This is a genomic window from Streptomyces sp. NPDC018263 (assembly GCF_055562575.1).
The window spans coordinates 47,687-63,484 of record NZ_JBVHFA010000008.1 but is presented as its reverse complement, the minus strand read 5'-3'; the positions used below and the strand labels follow the sequence as shown (position 1 = coordinate 63,484).

11 protein-coding genes and 1 tRNA gene are annotated in these 15,798 nt (G+C 70.2%); 3 read left to right on the top strand and 9 right to left on the bottom strand.

The window, feature by feature from the left end:
- Positions 1–39 precede the first annotated feature (39 nt).
- Complete coding sequence (pyk, locus tag ACZ3HQ_RS23145) at positions 40–1,476, top strand: pyruvate kinase (RefSeq protein WP_467513664.1); 1,437 nt, start codon at positions 40–42, stop codon at positions 1,474–1,476.
- A 3-nt stretch (positions 1,477–1,479) separates the two neighbouring features.
- Here the strand turns inward: pyk and ACZ3HQ_RS23140 are convergent, their stop codons facing one another.
- Positions 1,480–2,259, bottom strand: a complete 780-nt coding sequence (locus tag ACZ3HQ_RS23140) for a helix-turn-helix domain-containing protein (RefSeq protein WP_467513662.1) — start codon at positions 2,257–2,259, stop codon at positions 1,480–1,482.
- Between the two features lie 90 nt (positions 2,260–2,349).
- Positions 2,350–2,432 (bottom strand) — tRNA-Leu (locus ACZ3HQ_RS23135).
- Positions 2,433–2,532: 100 nt separating this feature from the next.
- On the opposite strand from ACZ3HQ_RS23135, the gene ACZ3HQ_RS23130 reads away from it, so the two are divergent.
- Positions 2,533–3,189: a response regulator gene (locus tag ACZ3HQ_RS23130; RefSeq protein WP_161187853.1), complete on the top strand. Its 657-nt coding sequence runs from the start codon at positions 2,533–2,535 to the stop codon at positions 3,187–3,189.
- Positions 3,190–3,255: 66 nt separating this feature from the next.
- On the opposite strand, the gene ACZ3HQ_RS23125 is transcribed toward ACZ3HQ_RS23130, so the two are convergent.
- The 7 genes from ACZ3HQ_RS23125 to ACZ3HQ_RS23095 form a co-directional block, all read right to left on the bottom strand.
- Positions 3,256–3,972, bottom strand: a complete 717-nt coding sequence (locus ACZ3HQ_RS23125; protein ID WP_467513659.1) for an ABC transporter ATP-binding protein — start codon at positions 3,970–3,972, stop codon at positions 3,256–3,258.
- Positions 3,969–4,877 (bottom strand): ABC transporter ATP-binding protein, encoded by a 909-nt coding sequence (locus ACZ3HQ_RS23120; RefSeq protein ID WP_467513657.1) that lies wholly within the window; start codon positions 4,875–4,877, stop codon positions 3,969–3,971. Before ACZ3HQ_RS23120 ends, ACZ3HQ_RS23125 begins: the two co-directional genes overlap by 4 nt.
- Before the next feature lie 5 nt (positions 4,878–4,882).
- The gene (locus ACZ3HQ_RS23115) at positions 4,883–6,715 is read right to left on the bottom strand and encodes a branched-chain amino acid ABC transporter permease (RefSeq protein ID WP_467513655.1); all 1,833 of its coding nucleotides are present in this window, start codon (positions 6,713–6,715) and stop codon (positions 4,883–4,885) included.
- Positions 6,716–6,720: 5 nt separating this feature from the next.
- The gene (locus ACZ3HQ_RS23110) at positions 6,721–7,653 is read right to left on the bottom strand and encodes a branched-chain amino acid ABC transporter permease (protein ID WP_031182872.1); all 933 of its coding nucleotides are present in this window, start codon (positions 7,651–7,653) and stop codon (positions 6,721–6,723) included.
- A 114-nt stretch (positions 7,654–7,767) separates the two neighbouring features.
- Positions 7,768–9,000: a branched-chain amino acid ABC transporter substrate-binding protein gene (locus ACZ3HQ_RS23105; protein WP_467513653.1), complete on the bottom strand. Its 1,233-nt coding sequence runs from the start codon at positions 8,998–9,000 to the stop codon at positions 7,768–7,770.
- A 945-nt stretch (positions 9,001–9,945) separates the two neighbouring features.
- Complete coding sequence (locus ACZ3HQ_RS23100; protein ID WP_467513651.1) at positions 9,946–10,425, bottom strand: PaaI family thioesterase; 480 nt, start codon at positions 10,423–10,425, stop codon at positions 9,946–9,948.
- A gap of 57 nt (positions 10,426–10,482) precedes the next feature.
- Positions 10,483–12,783, bottom strand: coding sequence for an FdhF/YdeP family oxidoreductase (locus ACZ3HQ_RS23095; protein WP_467513649.1), 2,301 nt, complete (start codon positions 12,781–12,783; stop codon positions 10,483–10,485).
- Between the two features lie 190 nt (positions 12,784–12,973).
- Here ACZ3HQ_RS23095 and polA point away from each other — a divergent pair, with 190 nt between their 5' ends.
- Positions 12,974–15,697, top strand: a complete 2,724-nt coding sequence (polA, locus tag ACZ3HQ_RS23090) for a DNA polymerase I (RefSeq protein ID WP_467513647.1) — start codon at positions 12,974–12,976, stop codon at positions 15,695–15,697.
- Positions 15,698–15,798 lie beyond the last annotated feature (101 nt).

The following is a 15,798-nucleotide window of genomic DNA, read 5'->3' as shown; positions in this document are numbered from 1 at the left end:
CCGAATTCTCTACCCGCCGGTAAGCCATAGGCTCGACCCATGCGCCGAGCAAAGATCGTCTGCACCCTGGGGCCCGCCACCGACTCGTACGACCAGATCAAGGCACTGGTCGAGGCCGGAATGGACGTCGCCCGGTTCAACCTCAGCCACGGCACCCACGCCGAACACGAGGCGCGTTACCAGCGCGTTCGCCGGGCCGCCGACGAGACCGGCCGCAGCGTCGGAATCCTCGCCGATCTTCAAGGCCCGAAGATCCGGCTCGGCACTTTCGCCGAAGGGCCCGTACTCCTCGAACGCGACGACACCTTCACCATCACCGTCGAAGAGGGCGTCCAGGGCGATCGCCACCAGTGCGGCACCACCTACGCCGGTCTCGCGGAGGACGTCCGGACCGGCGAGCGCGTCCTCGTCGACGACGGCCGCGTCTGCCTGGAGGTCACCGCGGTGGACGGCCCCCGCGTGCGCACCCGTGTGCTGGAGGGCGGCGTGATCTCCGACCACAAGGGGATCAACCTGCCCGGTGTCGCCGTCTCCGTCCCCGCCCTGTCCAAGAAGGACCAGGACGACTTGCGCTGGGCACTGCGCACCGGCTTCGACGTCGTCGCCCTCTCCTTCGTCCGCAGCGGGCGCGACGCCGCCGAGGTGCACCGGATCATGGCGGAGGAGGGGCGCCGGCTGCCCCTCATCGCCAAGATCGAGAAGCCGCAGGCCGTGGAGAACATCGAGGACGTCGTCGCCGCCTTCGACGGGCTCATGGTCGCCCGCGGCGACCTCGGCGTGGAGCTGCCGCTGGAGCAGGTGCCGATCGTGCAGAAACGCGCCGTCAAGCTCGCCAAGCGCAACGCCAAGCCGGTCATCGTCGCCACCCAGATGCTCGACTCGATGATCGACAGCGCCCGGCCGACCCGCGCGGAAGCCTCCGACGTGGCCAACGCGGTGCTCGACGGGGCGGACGCGGTGATGCTCTCCGGCGAGACCAGCGTGGGGCGGTACCCCGTCGAGACCGTGTGCACCATGGCGAAGATCGTCGCGGCCGCGGAGGAGGAGATGCTGGCGAAGGGGCTGCCGCCGCTGACCGAGCGGAACAAGCCGCGCACCCAGGGAGGCGCGGTCGCGCGGGCGGCCGCCGAGATGGGGGACTTCCTCGGGGCCCGCTTCCTCGTCGCCTTCACCCAGTCCGGCGACACCGCCCGCCGCCTCTCCCGCTACCGCTCACCCATCCCCGTCCTCGCCTTCACCCCCGAACCCGCCACCCGCTCCCAGCTCAGCCTCACCTGGGGCGTGGAGACGTTCCTGGGCCCGCATGTCGACTCCACCGACGCGATGGTCGACCAGGTGGACGAGCTGTTGTTGAAGCACGCCCGCTGCCAGAAGGGCGACACCGTCGTCATCACCGCCGGCTCCCCACCCGGCCTCCCCGGCACCACCAACCTCGTCCGAGTCCACCACATCGCGGAGGACGACAGCCCGAAGTAGGGGTCAGTACTTGGGCCCCACGTGAGCATCCATGAGGGCTACGGAGGCTTTGCGGGCGACGGAGATGTTGTACGGCTTTCCGTCGCGGTTCAGCACCGTCCAGGTGATGCCCAGCGCGTCCAGGGCCCCGGTGAAGAGCGCCCTGACGTCGTCGGACTTGTTGGTGAAGAGGTAGCGCGGATACTCGTACCGTCTGCGCTCCCCGCCGACGGTGCGAGTGGTCCAGTTGGTGATCCGGCAGCCGTCGGAGTGGATCAGCCCCCGGACGAACTCCCAGGGATGTACGTCGACGACCTCCTCCTGCCAGGGCTCCAGCACGATCCGCCGCTCGTGCTTGGGGCCGGCTCCGTGCTGGGGGAAGAGGCACTTCCAGTGCTGGGTGTACGACTTCACCTCGACGCAGCCGTTCCGGCTGCGCCGCCCCGTGGCGGCGGACGGCAGCACCGTCCGCATGGCGTCCTCGGCGGCCGCGACCAGGCCGGTGTACCGGGCGTCGCAGTAGACCGACAGATGATGCTGTCCTCGCTTGGAGACGATGTGCCCGTCGCCCAGGTAGAGGCCCAGCAGGTACGAGTACGCGGTCCGGTCCATGACGCGCTCCGTGCACCGGGGGCAGTCGGACGGCCGCTGGTACTCCTCGCCGCGTGCCCTGCGGTCCTCGCTGCGCCACCAGCCGACAGTCCCGCGCGGGACCCCCAGCCGCTCGGCGACCTTACGGTTGGGGACGCCGTCGCGCAGAAGAACCAGCGCGTCAGCGCGCTTCGAAGGTGTGTGCGATGCCATGACGACTACTGTGCGTGGCCAGTCGCGGCGCCGCGCAGCAAAAAGCGGAGAACCACGCGAACGTGATCCTCCGCTTACTGTGTCGCAGAGTGCCGGGTGCGGGACTCGAACCCGCAAGCCCTTTCGGGCAGATGTGTTTGAGACATCCGTGTATGCCATTCCACCAACCCGGCGGGACTGGCTCCCGGAAGCATACCGGGTCACCGTGCCGGGCCGCCGCTAGGTAGGCTGCATAGACAGCAGCACCTGTCCGGCCCGTACATAGGAGCCCCCGTGACCCCCGAGTCGCCCCAGCCCGCAGACGTGTCCGACGACGACAAGTCGCATGTGCCCCCGCTGACGACCCGGGTCGTCATCGCCGAGGACGAGGCGCTGATCCGGCTCGACCTCAAGGAGATGCTGGAGGAGGAAGGGTACACGGTCGTCGGTGAGGCCGGGGACGGTGAGCAGGCCGTGGAGCTGGCCCGTGAGCACAAGCCGGACCTGGTCATCCTGGACGTGAAGATGCCGAAGATGGACGGCATCTCCGCGGCGGAGAAGATCGCCGAGGAGTCCATCGCGCCGGTCCTGATGCTCACCGCCTTCTCCCAGCGCGACCTCGTGGAGCGGGCCCGCGACGCCGGCGCGATGGCGTACCTGGTGAAGCCGTTCAGCAAGACCGACGTGGTCCCGGCCATCGAGATGGCCGTCTCCCGCTTCACCGAGCTGAAGCAGTTGGAGCAGGAGGTCGCCGACCTCAGCCAGCGCCTGGAGACCCGCAAGCTGGTCGACCGCGCGAAGTCGATCCTGCAGACCGAGTACGGCCTGAGCGAGCCCGCGGCCTTCCGCTGGATTCAGAAGACCTCGATGGACCGCCGCCTGTCGATGCAGCAGGTGGCGGAGGCGGTCATCTCGGACGACCAGGAGAAGAAGTCGGCCAAGAAGGGCTGACCGACGGCAGGAAGAAGGCCCGCGCCCCCTGAGCCGGAGGGACGCGGGCCTTCGCCGTACCGCTGCTCAGTCCTCGCCGAGGTACGCCTTGCGCACCGACTCGTCGGTGAGCAGGTCCCGCCCGGTGCCGGAGAGCACGATGTTGCCGACCTCCATGACATGCCCCTGGTCCGCGAGCGAGAGCGCCGCCTGGGCGTTCTGCTCGACCAGCAGGATCGTCGTACCGCTCGCCTTCAGCTCGGCGATCGTCGCCATGATCTTCTGCATCATGATCGGCGAGAGCCCCATGGACGGCTCGTCCAGCATGAGGAGCTGCGGCTGGGACATCAGCGCCCGCCCCATGGCGAGCATCTGCTGCTCACCGCCGGAGAGGGTGCCCGCGGCCTGCTTCCGGCGTTCCCCGAGGATGGGGAAGAGGTCGTAGGCGCGCTGGATGTCCTTCTCGATGCCGGGCTTGTCGTTGCGCAGGAAGGCCCCGAGGCGCAGGTTGTCCTCGATGGTCATGCGCGGGAAGATGTGCCGCCCCTCGGGGGAGTGGGCGAGCCCGAGGGAGACCACCTGGTGGGCGGGGACCTTCTTCAGCGACCTGCCGTTGAAGCGGATCTGCCCGCCGACCGGCTTGAGCAGCCCGGACAGGGTGCGCAGCGTGGTGGTCTTGCCGGCGCCGTTGGTGCCGATGAGGGTGACGACCTGGCCGGCCTCGACCTTGAACGAGATGCCTTTGACGGCCTCGATCTTGCCGTAGGCGACCCGCAGGTCCTCGACTTCGAGCAGTGCGGTCATCGGTCGTTCTCCTTGCGGTTCTCCTTGCCGGGCGTGGTGTCCGCCTGTGCCTCGGCCGCCTCGACCTCGGCGGCCTCCTCGGCGCCGGGGGCGTCCTCGAAGGGTTCACCGAGGTAGGCGGCGACTACACGTTCGTCGCCCTGGACGGTGGCGCTGTCGCCCTCGACGAGCTTCTGGCCCTGGACGAGGACGGCGACGCGGTCGCAGAGGTTGAAGATGAAGCGCATGTCGTGCTCGATGACGAGGACGGCGATGCCCTGGTCGCGGATGGCGAAGACCAGTTCCTCGGTGGCGCGGGTCTCCTGCGGGTTCATGCCCGCGGTGGGCTCGTCGAGCAGGAGCAGGCCGGGCTCGCTGGCCAGCGCGCGGGCGATCTCCAGCTTGCGCTGCTCGCCGTAGGGGAGGTTGCGGGCGAGGTGTTCGGCCTTGGCGTCCAGGCCGACGAACTCCAGGAGTTCCATGGCGCGGGCGCGGGAGGCGGCTTCGGCCCTGTGGAAGCCGGGGCCGCGCAGCAGGGCGGACCAGAGCCCTTCCTTGGTCCGGGTGTGCCGGCCGACGAGGACGTTCTCCAGGACGGTCATGTTGGCGAAGAGCCGGATGTTCTGGAAGGTGCGGGCGATGCCGGCCGCGGTGACCTTGAAGGACTTGGGCGGCAGGACGGTGCCCTTGTAGCGGACCTCGCCCTCGGTGGGGATGTAGAGACCGGTGAGGCAGTTGAAGAAGGTGGTCTTTCCGGCGCCGTTGGGGCCGATGAGGCCGACGATCTCGCCGCTGTTGACGGTGAGGTTCACGTCGCGGACGGCGGTGAGGCCGCCGAAGCGCATGGTGACGCCGCGGGCGTCGAGGACGGTCTCGCCGGGGGTGGTGCCGGGTGCGGTGTCCTGGGTGGTGGTGTCGGTGGTCATGGTGGTCAGGCCCCTGCCTTGCTGAGGACGGCGGGCGCGGCGGTGTCCTCGTGGAACTCGAGTTGGCGGCGCCGGTTGGGGATGAGGCCCTCGGGGCGGAAGCGCATCAGCAGGACGAGCGCGACGCCGAAGGCGAAGAGCTGGTATTCGCCCAGGAACTGGAGCTTGGCCGGGATCAGGTAGAGCAGCGAGGCGCCGACGAGGGGTCCGGAGATGGTGCCCATGCCGCCGAGGACGACGGCGGCCAGCAGGAAGGCCGAGTTGGGCGGGACGACGTGGGCGAACTGGTACTGCTCGGGTGTCACGGTGTAGGTGACGTGGGCCTGGACGGAGCCGGCGAGTCCGGCGAGGCAGGCGCCGAGGGCGAAGGCGATGAGCTTGACCCGGAAGCCGTTGATGCCCATGGCGAGCGCGGCGGTCTCGTCCTCGCGGATGGCGATCCAGGCGCGGCCGATGCGGGAGTCGCTGCTGCGCCGGAAGACGACGACCACGACGAGGGTGATGAGGAGCATCAGCAGGAAGTAGTTGGCGAACCGCCCGATGGTGGTGCCGAAGAGCTGGTGTTCCTGGCCGAAGTCGAAGCCGAGGATGTTCAGGTTGGGGACGGAGGAGATGCCGTTGGAGCCGTTGGTGACGTCGGGTCCGGAGGTGCCGTCCATGTTGAGGACGGTGATGCGGAAGATCTCGCCGAAGCCGAGGGTGACGATGGCGAGGTAGTCGCCGCGGAGCCGCAGGGTCGGGGCGCCGATGAGGACGCCGAAGATCATGGCGACGACCGCGCCGAGCAGGGCGGAGGCCCAGAAGGGCCAGTGCACGTGCAGCGGCGAGGAGGGGGAGCCGGAGACGAGGGCGGCGGTGTAGGCGCCGACGCCGAGGAACGCGACGTAGCCGAGGTCGAGCAGGCCGGCGAGGCCGACGACGATGTTCAGGCCCAGGGCGACGGTGGCGAAGATGAGGATGTAGACGCCGATGGTGGCGTACTGGTCGTCGGACTGGGTGAAGGGGAAGGCGGCCGCGGCGACGAAGGCGCCGGTCATGGTGACGGTGCGGTGCCGCGCGGTGATCGCCGAGATCCGGGCCACGAGTCCGGCCTTGGCGAGTGCGGCGAAGCCGAAGGCGGCGGTGATGAGGAAGCCGATGAAGAGTTCGTCGTACTCGGTGCCGATGCCGTAGGTGAAGACGAGCAGGCCGAAGGCCATGACGCCGGTGATGACGAGGATCTCCGCCCAGGCGGGCAGGGTGCGGCCGGGGGCGGGGGAGTCGCTGGCGAAGGCGGCCTTGAAGTTCTGCCAGTTCTGCCGGGCGCGGTGCCGGAAGGCTTCCCAGCCGGTGTCGTCGGGGTCGGCCGGGTCGGGCTCGGGCCGCTGATAGGGCAGAGCGAGGGCGCCGAGCAGGGCGGCCAGCGTGGCGAGGGCGACGAGGTAGCCGCCGGGTTCGAGGTTGACGACGCCGCCGAGTTCGACGCTGATCGCGAGGACGGTGTACCAGGCGGTGGCGAAGGTGCCGAGCGCGGCGAGCTTGAGGGCGCTGTCGGCGCTGCCGGGGGTGAGGAGCTTGAGGCCCTTGACGCCGTAGGAGGCGAGGCCGAACAGGGTGGTGAGGAGGCCGCCGATGAGGACGAGCACCTGGAGGCCGCCGGGGTAGCCGTAGACGGTGAGGTCGCCGGGGAACTCGGAGGTCCAGGTCCAGGCCAGGAAGGTGGAGACGACGGTGAGGGCGCCGCCGCCGGTGGCGAGGGCCCGGCCGGTGGAGGCGGGCAGGCCGATCAGGCCGGTGGCGGCGGGGGCGGCGCTGTCCGGGGTGTCCGGGGTGCCGGGTGCGGTGGTCTGTGTGGTCATCGAGGTCACGCCCTGTCCGCGACGCGCTCGCCGAGCAGGCCCTGTGGCCTCAGCAGGAGCACGAGGATGAGGAGTACGAACGCCCAGACGTCTGCCCAGGACTGGCTGCCGAACTTGTCCATGCCGGGGATGTCGGCGATGTAGGCGGTGGACAGGGCTTCGGCGACGCCGAGGACGAGGCCGCCGAGCATGGCGCCGTAGATGTTGCCGATGCCGCCGAGAACGGCCGCGGTGAACGCCTTGAGGCCGAGGATGAAGCCCATGCGGAAGTCGATCTGGCCGTACTTGAAGCCGTAGGCGACGGAGCCGACGGCGGCGAAGGCGGCGCCGAGGGCGAACGCGATCACGATGATGCGGTCGGTGTTGACACCCATCAGCTTGGCGGTGTCCGGGTCCTGGGCGGTGGCCTGCATGCCGCGTCCGGTGCGGGTGCGCATCACGAAGTAGGCGAGGACGGCCATGCTGAGCGGGGCGGCGGCGACGAGGAAGACGTCACCGGTCTGGATGGTGACGTTGCCGATCTCGAAGGGTCCGCCGGGGATGCTCGGGAAGGTGCGCGCGGACTTGGCCTCGGGGTACCAGGCCCACACGGCCTGCTGGAGGGCGAGGGAGAGGCCGATGGCGGTGATCAGCGGGGCGAGCCGGGGCGCGCTGCGCAGCGGCCGGTAGGCGAATCGTTCCGCTCCGACGGCGACGGTCACGGCGACCACGATGGCGCCCACCAGCATCAGCGGCAGGGCGATCCACATGGAGGTGCCGTCGGGAAGGATGTACACGTAGACAGTGAGGGCGCCGAAGGCGCCGGTCATGAATATCTCGCCGTGGGCGAAGTTGATGAGCTGGACGATGCCATAGACCATGGTGTAGCCGATGGCGACCAGCCCGTACATGGAACCAAGTAGCAGGCCGTTGACGAGCTGCTGCGGCAGTTCGTTCACCGCATGTCCTCCGAGCGTGGGATAAGCGACGGATGTGGCCGGAAGTGGCCGGATGCGAGTCCGCGCGGGGCGCCTCTTGAGCGCCCCGCGCGGCTCGGCTGGTGCGGGCGTGGGTCAGGAGCCGTTGTAGGTGCCGGACTCCACGGCCTTCCAGGCACCGTCCTTGACGGAGTACACCGTGAGCTGCTTGTTGGTGGCGTCGCCGTACTCGTCGAAGGAGACCTTGCCGGTCACGCCGTCGAAGGAGACGTTCTGGAGGGCGGCGGTGACCTTCGCGCGGGCGTCGGAGGGCAGCTTGCCGCCGTTGTCGTCGACGACCTTCTTGACGGCCTCGATGATCGACCAGGCGGAGTCGTAGGAGTAGCCGCCGTAGGCCGCGTACGCCTCCTTGTAGCCCGCCGCCTGGTAGTCGGCGACGAACTGCTTGGCGGAGGGGAGGGTCTCCACGGGGGCGCCGACGGAGGTGGCGAGGTCGCCGGTGGCGGAGGCGCCCCCGAGCTTGATGAAGTCGTCGGCGTAGATGCCGTCGCCGCCGACCAGCGGGACCTTGGCGCCGGCCGCCTTGATCTGCTTGCTGAGCGGGCCGGCCTGCGGGTACTCGCCGCCGTAGTAGACGACCTCGGCACCGGAGTTCTTCACCTTGGTGGCGACCGCGGAGAAGTCCTTGGTGTCGGGGTTGATGTGCTCGGTGCCGACGACCTTGCCGCCCAGCTTCTTGAACTCGGCGGAGAAGGTGGCGGCGAGACCGGCGCCGTAGGTCTTCTTGTCGTCGATGACGAAGACCTTGGTCTTCTTGGCCTTGTTGTAGACGTACTGGGCGGCGAACGGACCCTGGATGGCGTCCGTGGTCGCGGTGCGGAAGTACGACTTGTACGTGCGGGCCTTGGTCTTCTGCCAGTTGACGCCCTGGGTCAGCGCCGGGTTGGTGTTGGCGGGGGAGACCTGGGCCAGCTTGGCGTCGTCGAGGACCTTCTGCATCGACTCGGCGACGGAGGAGTTCAGCGGGCCGACGACACCGAGGACGCTCTTGTCGGTGACGAAGGCGGTGGAGTTCTGCTGGCCGGAGGAGGGCTGGGCCTGGTCGTCCTTGGCGTCGATCTTGAAGGTGACGCCCTTGACGTACTCCTTCTTGTTCGCGGTCTTGACCGCGAGGTCCACCGAGTTCTTGATGCCGAGGCCCAGCGCGGACAGGTCGCCGGTCAGCGGGGCGTCGACGCCGATGGTGACGGTGGTGCCGCCCTTGGCGTCGGTGCCGTTGTCGCCGCTGTCGCGCGAGCCGCAGGCGGTGAGGGTGAGCGCTCCCGCGGACAGCGCGGCGGTGATGGCGATGAGCGAACGTTGACGCACGATCAGTCCTTTCCCTGGACGACCGCATCCCCATGGAAACGGTCGAGCCGCGCGCCTGGCCGAAAAACGAATCCGGGGCGCGGTGACTGGCCGTGACTCTAGGCGTGTGATGGGAACGTGGAGGAGAGCTTGACCAAGGCTGTGACGCTCTTGTTATGACACGAGGTAATGCAGAGCGGTACGCCCTGGGGGGAACGCCGGAATTCCGGCCGATTCGCCCTGTCCACATGGTGAGAACGCGCAGCCCGTGCCCTCAACTGTTCAGGCGTCTCGGGGGTTTTGGTGATGACGGCGTACTTTCGCGGCAGGCTTCCCCAAGTGCGCGGGAGAGGTATCGGGCGTAGCGCGGACCGAGGATGAAACTCTGGGTTTGTATTGCGCGCGTATTACGCAGTGTTACTTCCAGGAAAGGCAGTGCGGCATTTTTGGGCACCCTTCCGCATTCCGTGACACGCATGGTCACGGTGATCACGCGCGAGGAACCGGGTGCGGTCCGGAAGGGGACGGGGGGCTCGGATTCGGCCGACATCCCGGCGTGGGGCTGGCTCACCCGGGTCACGGTGACCGCGGGACCGGACTCCACGGCGAGCCGCACGTCGAACGCGAGGCGGCGGGGTGCGGTGGTCCGGCCCTCCAGAAAGGCCACGGTCACCGTCTGTGCGGGAAAGGGGAGTTCGGGAGGGGGTGCCGGGCGCGGGCGGGTGGCCCAGAGGGCGGCGCCGGCCGCCAGCACGGCGCAGGCGGTGGCCGGAATCAGTAGGGTGCGGCGGCGCCATGGGCGGGATGCCGGGCGTGCCCCGGCGGGCTCGCGCGCCCAGGTGCCCTCGCCGGGTTCCAGCGGGCCGATGCCGGTCATCGCCGGATTCCGGGCCGTACGAGAAGTGCCCCGCCCCGTCCCATGCGCCGAAAGCTACGGCGTGGGGCGGGGCGGGGCAATGGGTGGCGTCAGTCCTTCGCCGGGGCCCCGCTCGCGGGAAGGTCGCGCAGCAGGCAGGTCAGGCGGGCCGTGCAGACACGGCGGTCCTGCTCGTCGGTGATGACGATCTCGTACGTCGCCGTGGAGCGGCCCCGGTGGACCGGGGTGGCTACGCCGGTGACCAGGCCGGAGCGGACGCCCCGGTGGTGGGTGCAGTTCAGGTCGACGCCGACGGCGACCTTGGAGCTGCCGCCGTGCAGCATCGAGCCGACGGAGCCGAGGGTCTCGGCGAGCACCGCGGAGGCACCGCCGTGCAGCAGGCCGTACGGCTGGGTGTTGCCCTCCACGGGCATGGTGCCGACCACCCGCTCCGGCGCCGCCTCGATGATCTGCACACCCATCCGCGTCCCCAGGTGGCCGGCGGAGAACATCGAGGGCAGGTCCACGCCGAGCGCCGCGTACTCGTCGATGATCTCCTGCGGGAATGTCACCTGCTGCTGCTCACCCATGTCCGGCTCCGTTCTCGTGCGCCTGTCCGGCGGCCACCGATATCACTGAGCGAACGCTCAGTCGGTCGCCGATTGTTCCAGACGCCCCTCCGGGCGCGCTTCCAGCCGGACCACCACGGACTTGCTCGCCGGGGTGTTGCTGGTGTCGGCGGTGGCGTCCAGCGGCACCAGCACATTGGTCTCCGGGTAGTACGAGGCGGCGCAGCCCCGCGCGGTCGGGTAGTGCACCACCCGGAAACCGGGCGCCCGGCGCTCCACCCCGTCGCTCCACTCGCTCACCAGGTCCACGTAACTCCCGTCGCTCACGCCGAGTTCGCGGGCGTCCTCGGGGTGGACCAGCACCACGCGGCGGCCGCCGGTGATGCCCCGGTAGCGGTCGTCCAGGCCGTAGATCGTGGTGTTGTACTGGTCGTGCGAGCGCAGCGTCTGGAGCAGCAGCCGGCCCTCGGGCAGCTCCGGGTGCTCCACCGGCGCGGCGGTGAAATTGGCCTTGCCGGTGGCGGTGGGGAAGCGGCGCTCGTCGCGCGGGGCGTGCGGCAGGGTGAAGCCGCCGGGGCGGGCGACGCGGGCGTTGAAGTCCTCGAAGCCGGGGACCACCCGTGCGATGCGGTCGCGGATGGCCGCGTAGTCCCGCTCGAACTCCTCCCACGGCACGGTGCTGTCCGGCAGTATGCGCCGGGCCAGCCGGGCCACGATGGCGGGCTCGGACAGCAGGTGCGGGCTCGCGGGCGCCAGCCGGCCGCGCGAGGCGTGCACCATGCCCATGGAGTCCTCGACGGTGACGAACTGCTCGCCCCCGCCCTGCACGTCGCGCTCGGTGCGCCCCAGCGTCGGCAGGATCAGCGCGCGGGCTCCGGTGACCACGTGCGAGCGGTTGAGCTTGGTCGAGACGTGCACGGTCAGCCGGGCCCTGCGCATGGCCGCCTCGGTGACCTCGGTGTCGGGGGAGGCTGAGACGAAGTTCCCGCCCATGGCGAAGAACACCTTCGCCTCGCCGTCCCGCAGCGCGCGGATGGCCCGTACGACGTCGAAGCCGTGCTCGCGCGGCGGGGCGAAGCCGAACTCCCGCTCCAGCGCGTCCAGGAAGGCGGGCGCGGGGCGCTCGAAGATGCCCATGGTGCGGTCGCCCTGCACATTGGAGTGGCCGCGCACCGGGCACACCCCTGCGCCGGGACGGCCGATGTTGCCGCGCAGCAGGAGGAAGTTGACCACCTCGCGGATGGTCGGCACCGAGTGCTTGTGCTGGGTGAGGCCCATCGCCCAGCAGACGATGGTCCGCTCAGAGGCCAGCACCATCTCCAGGGCCTGCTCGATCTCCGCGCGGTCGAGCCCGGTCGCGGCCAGGGTCTCGTCCCAGTCGGCCTTGGCGGCTGCGTCCGCGAAATCCTCGTAGCCGTGGGTGTGTGCGCGCACGAACTCCTCGTCGACCGCGCCGTCCGTCTCCAGGATCAGCTTGTTCAGCAGGCGGAAGAGGGCCTGGTCGCCGCCGATGCGGATCTGGAGGAACAGGTCGGTGAGCGCGGCGCCCTTGAGCATGCCCTGCGCGGTCTGCGGGTTCTTGAACCGCTCCAGGCCCGCCTCGGGCAGCGGATTGACGCTGATGATCCTCGCGCCGGACGCCTTGGCCTTCTCCAGCGCGGAGAGCATGCGCGGATGGTTGGTGCCGGGGTTCTGCCCGGCCACGATGATCAGATCGGCTCGGTACAGATCCTCCAGCAGGACGCTGCCCTTGCCGATGCCGATCGTCTCCGAGAGCGCCGAACCGGACGACTCGTGGCACATGTTGGAACAGTCGGGCAGGTTGTTCGTGCCCAGCTCGCGCGCGAAGAGCTGGTACAGGAACGCCGCCTCGTTGCTGGTGCGCCCCGAGGTGTAGAAGACGGCCTCGTCCGGCGAGCCGAGGGCCGCGATCTCCTCCGCGACGATGTCGAAGGCACGCTCCCAGGTGACCGGCTCGTAGCGGTCGGCGCCCTCGGGCAGGTACATGGGGTGGGTGAGGCGGCCCTGCTGGCCCAGCCAGTAGCCGCTGCGCGCGGCGAGGTCGGCCACCGGGTGCGCGGCGAAGAACTCCGGGGTGACCCGGCGCAGCGTGGCCTCCTCGGCCACCGCCTTGGCGCCGTTCTCGCAGAACTCCGCCATGTGCCGGTGCTCCGGCTCGGGCCAGGCGCAGCCGGGGCAGTCGAAGCCGTCCTTCTGGTTCACCCGCAGCAGGGTCAGCGCGGTGCGCCGCACCCCCATCTGCTGCTGGGCGATCCGCAGGGAGTGCCCCACCGCGGGCAGCCCCGCCGCCGCGTGCTTCGGCTCCCCTGTCCGCGGCGCGTCCTGCACCGGATCACCCTTGGGCGGCTTCGTCGCCATCGCCCGCTCTCCTTCGATCGTCCTTCTCGCATCCGGGGTCCCCCGGCCCCGCGGGACAAGCATGCCCCGCGAGCGCCCGCAGCGGGAGCCCTGTGGACAGTGCGTGCGGGAAGCCTGTGGACAGTGCGCATCTCCGGGCGGAAACGGTTCGCGGACTCGGCTGTCAGTGCGGCGTGGCAGGATCGGGGGCGTGGCAGATTCAGCATCGAAGAAGACCGACACCCCTCCCGGCGGCCGACCCCGCCTGATGCTCATGGACGGGCACTCACTGGCGTACCGCGCGTTCTTCGCGCTGCCCGCGGAGAACTTCACCACCGCGACGGGCCAGCCGACGAACGCGATCTACGGCTTCGCCTCGATGCTGGCCAACACCCTGCGTGACGAGGCGCCCACGCACTTCGCGGTCGCGTTCGACGTGTCCCGCAAGACCTGGCGCTCGGAGACGTTCACCGAGTACAAGGCGAACCGGTCCAAGACCCCGGACGAGTTCAAGGGCCAGGTCGAGCTGATCGGCGAGCTGCTGGACGCGATGCACGCGCCCCGCTTCGCCGTGGACGGCTTCGAGGCGGACGACGTGATCGCCACCCTCGCCACCCAGGCCGAGGCCGAGGGCTTCGACGTGCTGATCGTCACCGGCGACCGGGACTCCTTCCAGTTGGTCAGCGAGCACACCACGGTGCTCTACCCGACCAAGGGTGTCTCGGAGCTGACCCGGTTCACCCCGGAGAAGGTTTTCGAGAAGTACGGGTTGACGCCCGCGCAGTACCCCGACTTCGCCGCCCTGCGCGGCGACCCGTCCGACAACCTGCCCGGCATCCCCGGCGTCGGCGAGAAGACCGCCGCGAAGTGGATCAACCAGTTCGGCTCGTTCGCGGAGCTGGTCGAGCGCGTGGAGGAGGTCAAGGGCAAGGCCGGGCAGAACCTCCGCGACCACCTGGAGTCGGTCAAGCTCAACCGTGTGCTGACCGAGCTGGAGCGCCAGGTCGAGCTGCCGAAGACGGTCGCGGACCTCGGCCGTGAGCCGTACGACCGCAAGGGCGTGGCCGCGTTCCTGGACACCCTGGAGATCCGCAACCCCTCGCTGCGCGAGCGGCTGTTCGCCGTCGACCCCGGCGCCGAGGAGGCCGAGGCCACCCCGGTCGTCGCGGACGGCGTCGAGGTGGACGGCACGGTCCTGGGCACCGGCGAGCTGGCCGGCTGGCTGGCCGAGCACGCCGCCGAACCGCTGGGCATGGCCACGGTGGACACCTGGGCGCTGGGCGCCGGTTCGGTCGCCGAGGTCGCCCTGGCCGCCGCCGGGGGAGCGGCCGCCTTCTTCGACCCCGCCGAGCTGGACGAGTCCGACGAGCGGGCGTTCGCCGACTGGCTGGCCGACCCCGAGCGGCCCAAGGTGCTGCACAACGCCAAGGGCGCCATGCGGGTGCTGGCCGAGCACGGCTGGAGTGTGGAGGGCGTGTCCATGGACACCGCGCTCGCCGCCTACCTGGTCAAGCCCGGCCGCCGCTCCTTCGACCTGGACGCGCTCTCGCTGGAGTACCTGCACCGCGAGCTGGCCCCCGCCGCCGCGGCCGACGGGCAGCTCGCCTTCGGCGGGGACGACGGCGCCGAGGCCGAGGCCCTGATGATCAAGGCCCGCGCCATCCTCGACCTGGGCGACGCGCTGGAGACCCGGCTCGCCGAGGTCGGCGCCGCCGACCTGCTGCGGGACATGGAACTGCCCACCTCCGCCCTGCTCGCCCGCATGGAGCGGCACGGAATCGCGGCCGACCGCCCGCACCTGGAGACCATGGAGCAGACCTTCGCGGGCGCCGTGCAGCAGGCCGTGAAGGAGGCGCACGCCGCCGCCGGGCACGAGTTCAACCTCGGCTCGCCCAAGCAGCTCCAGGAGGTCCTCTTCGGCGAGCTGGCGCTGCCGAAGACCAAGAAGACCAAGACCGGGTACACCACCGACGCCGACGCCCTGGCCTGGCTCGCCGCGCAGACCGACAACGAACTGCCGGTGATCATGCTCCGCCACCGGGAGCAGGCCAAGCTGCGCGTCACGGTCGAGGGCCTGATCAAGACGATCGCCGCCGACGGCCGTATCCACACCACCTTCAACCAGACGGTGGCGGCGACCGGCCGGCTGTCCTCCACGGACCCCAACCTCCAGAACATCCCGGTCCGCACCGACGAGGGCCGCGCGATCCGCCGGGGCTTCGTGGTCGGCGAGGGCTTCGAGTCCCTGATGACGGCCGACTACAGCCAGATCGAGCTGCGCGTCATGGCCCACCTCTCCGAGGACGCCGGCCTCATCGAGGCGTTCACCTCCGGCGAGGACCTGCACACCACGGTCGCCTCCCAGGTGTTCTCGGTCGGCCGGGACGCGGTGGACGCGGAGATGCGCCGCAAGATCAAGGCCATGTCGTACGGCCTCGCCTACGGCCTGTCCGCCTTCGGCCTCTCCCAGCAGCTCAACATCGACGCCGGCGAGGCCCGCGCGCTGATGGACACCTACTTCGAGCGGTTCGGCGGCGTACGGGACTATCTGCGCCGCGCGGTCGACGAGGCGCGGGCGACGGGCTACACGGCGACCCTCTTCGGCCGCCGCCGCTACCTGCCCGACCTCAACAGCGACAACCGCCAGCGCCGCGAGGCCGCCGAGCGGATGGCGCTGAACGCCCCGATCCAGGGCACCGCCGCCGACATCGTCAAGATCGCGATGCTCCACGTCGACCGGGCGCTGCGCGAGGCGGAGCTGAAGTCCCGGATGCTGCTCCAGGTCCACGACGAAATCGTGCTGGAGATCGCCCCCGGCGAGCGCGCGGCCACCGAGGAGATCGTCCGCCGCGAGATGGCGAACGCCGTCAGTCTGCGCGCCCCGCTGGACGTCTCGGTGGGCGTCGGCCCGGACTGGGAGTCGGCGGCGCACTGAGCCACCGGAAACCCCGCGGGCAGCCGTCCTTCCCGCGGGGTTTCACTCACGTGGCCCCCGCCAGAACGCACCCCGCGCCCGCCACCCGCGAGACTGCGGGC

Coding starts and splice junctions, on each gene's coding strand:
- pyk (WP_467513664.1), top strand. CDS start 40: ATGCGCCGAGCAAAGATCGTCTGCACCCTGGGGCCCGCCACCGACTCG.
- ACZ3HQ_RS23140 (WP_467513662.1), bottom strand. CDS start 2,259: ATGGCATCGCACACACCTTCGAAGCGCGCTGACGCGCTGGTTCTTCTG.
- ACZ3HQ_RS23125 (WP_467513659.1), bottom strand. CDS start 3,972: ATGACCGCACTGCTCGAAGTCGAGGACCTGCGGGTCGCCTACGGCAAG.
- ACZ3HQ_RS23120 (WP_467513657.1), bottom strand. CDS start 4,877: ATGACCACCGACACCACCACCCAGGACACCGCACCCGGCACCACCCCC.
- ACZ3HQ_RS23115 (WP_467513655.1), bottom strand. CDS start 6,715: ATGACCACACAGACCACCGCACCCGGCACCCCGGACACCCCGGACAGC.
- ACZ3HQ_RS23100 (WP_467513651.1), bottom strand. CDS start 10,425: ATGGGTGAGCAGCAGCAGGTGACATTCCCGCAGGAGATCATCGACGAG.
- ACZ3HQ_RS23095 (WP_467513649.1), bottom strand. CDS start 12,783: ATGGCGACGAAGCCGCCCAAGGGTGATCCGGTGCAGGACGCGCCGCGG.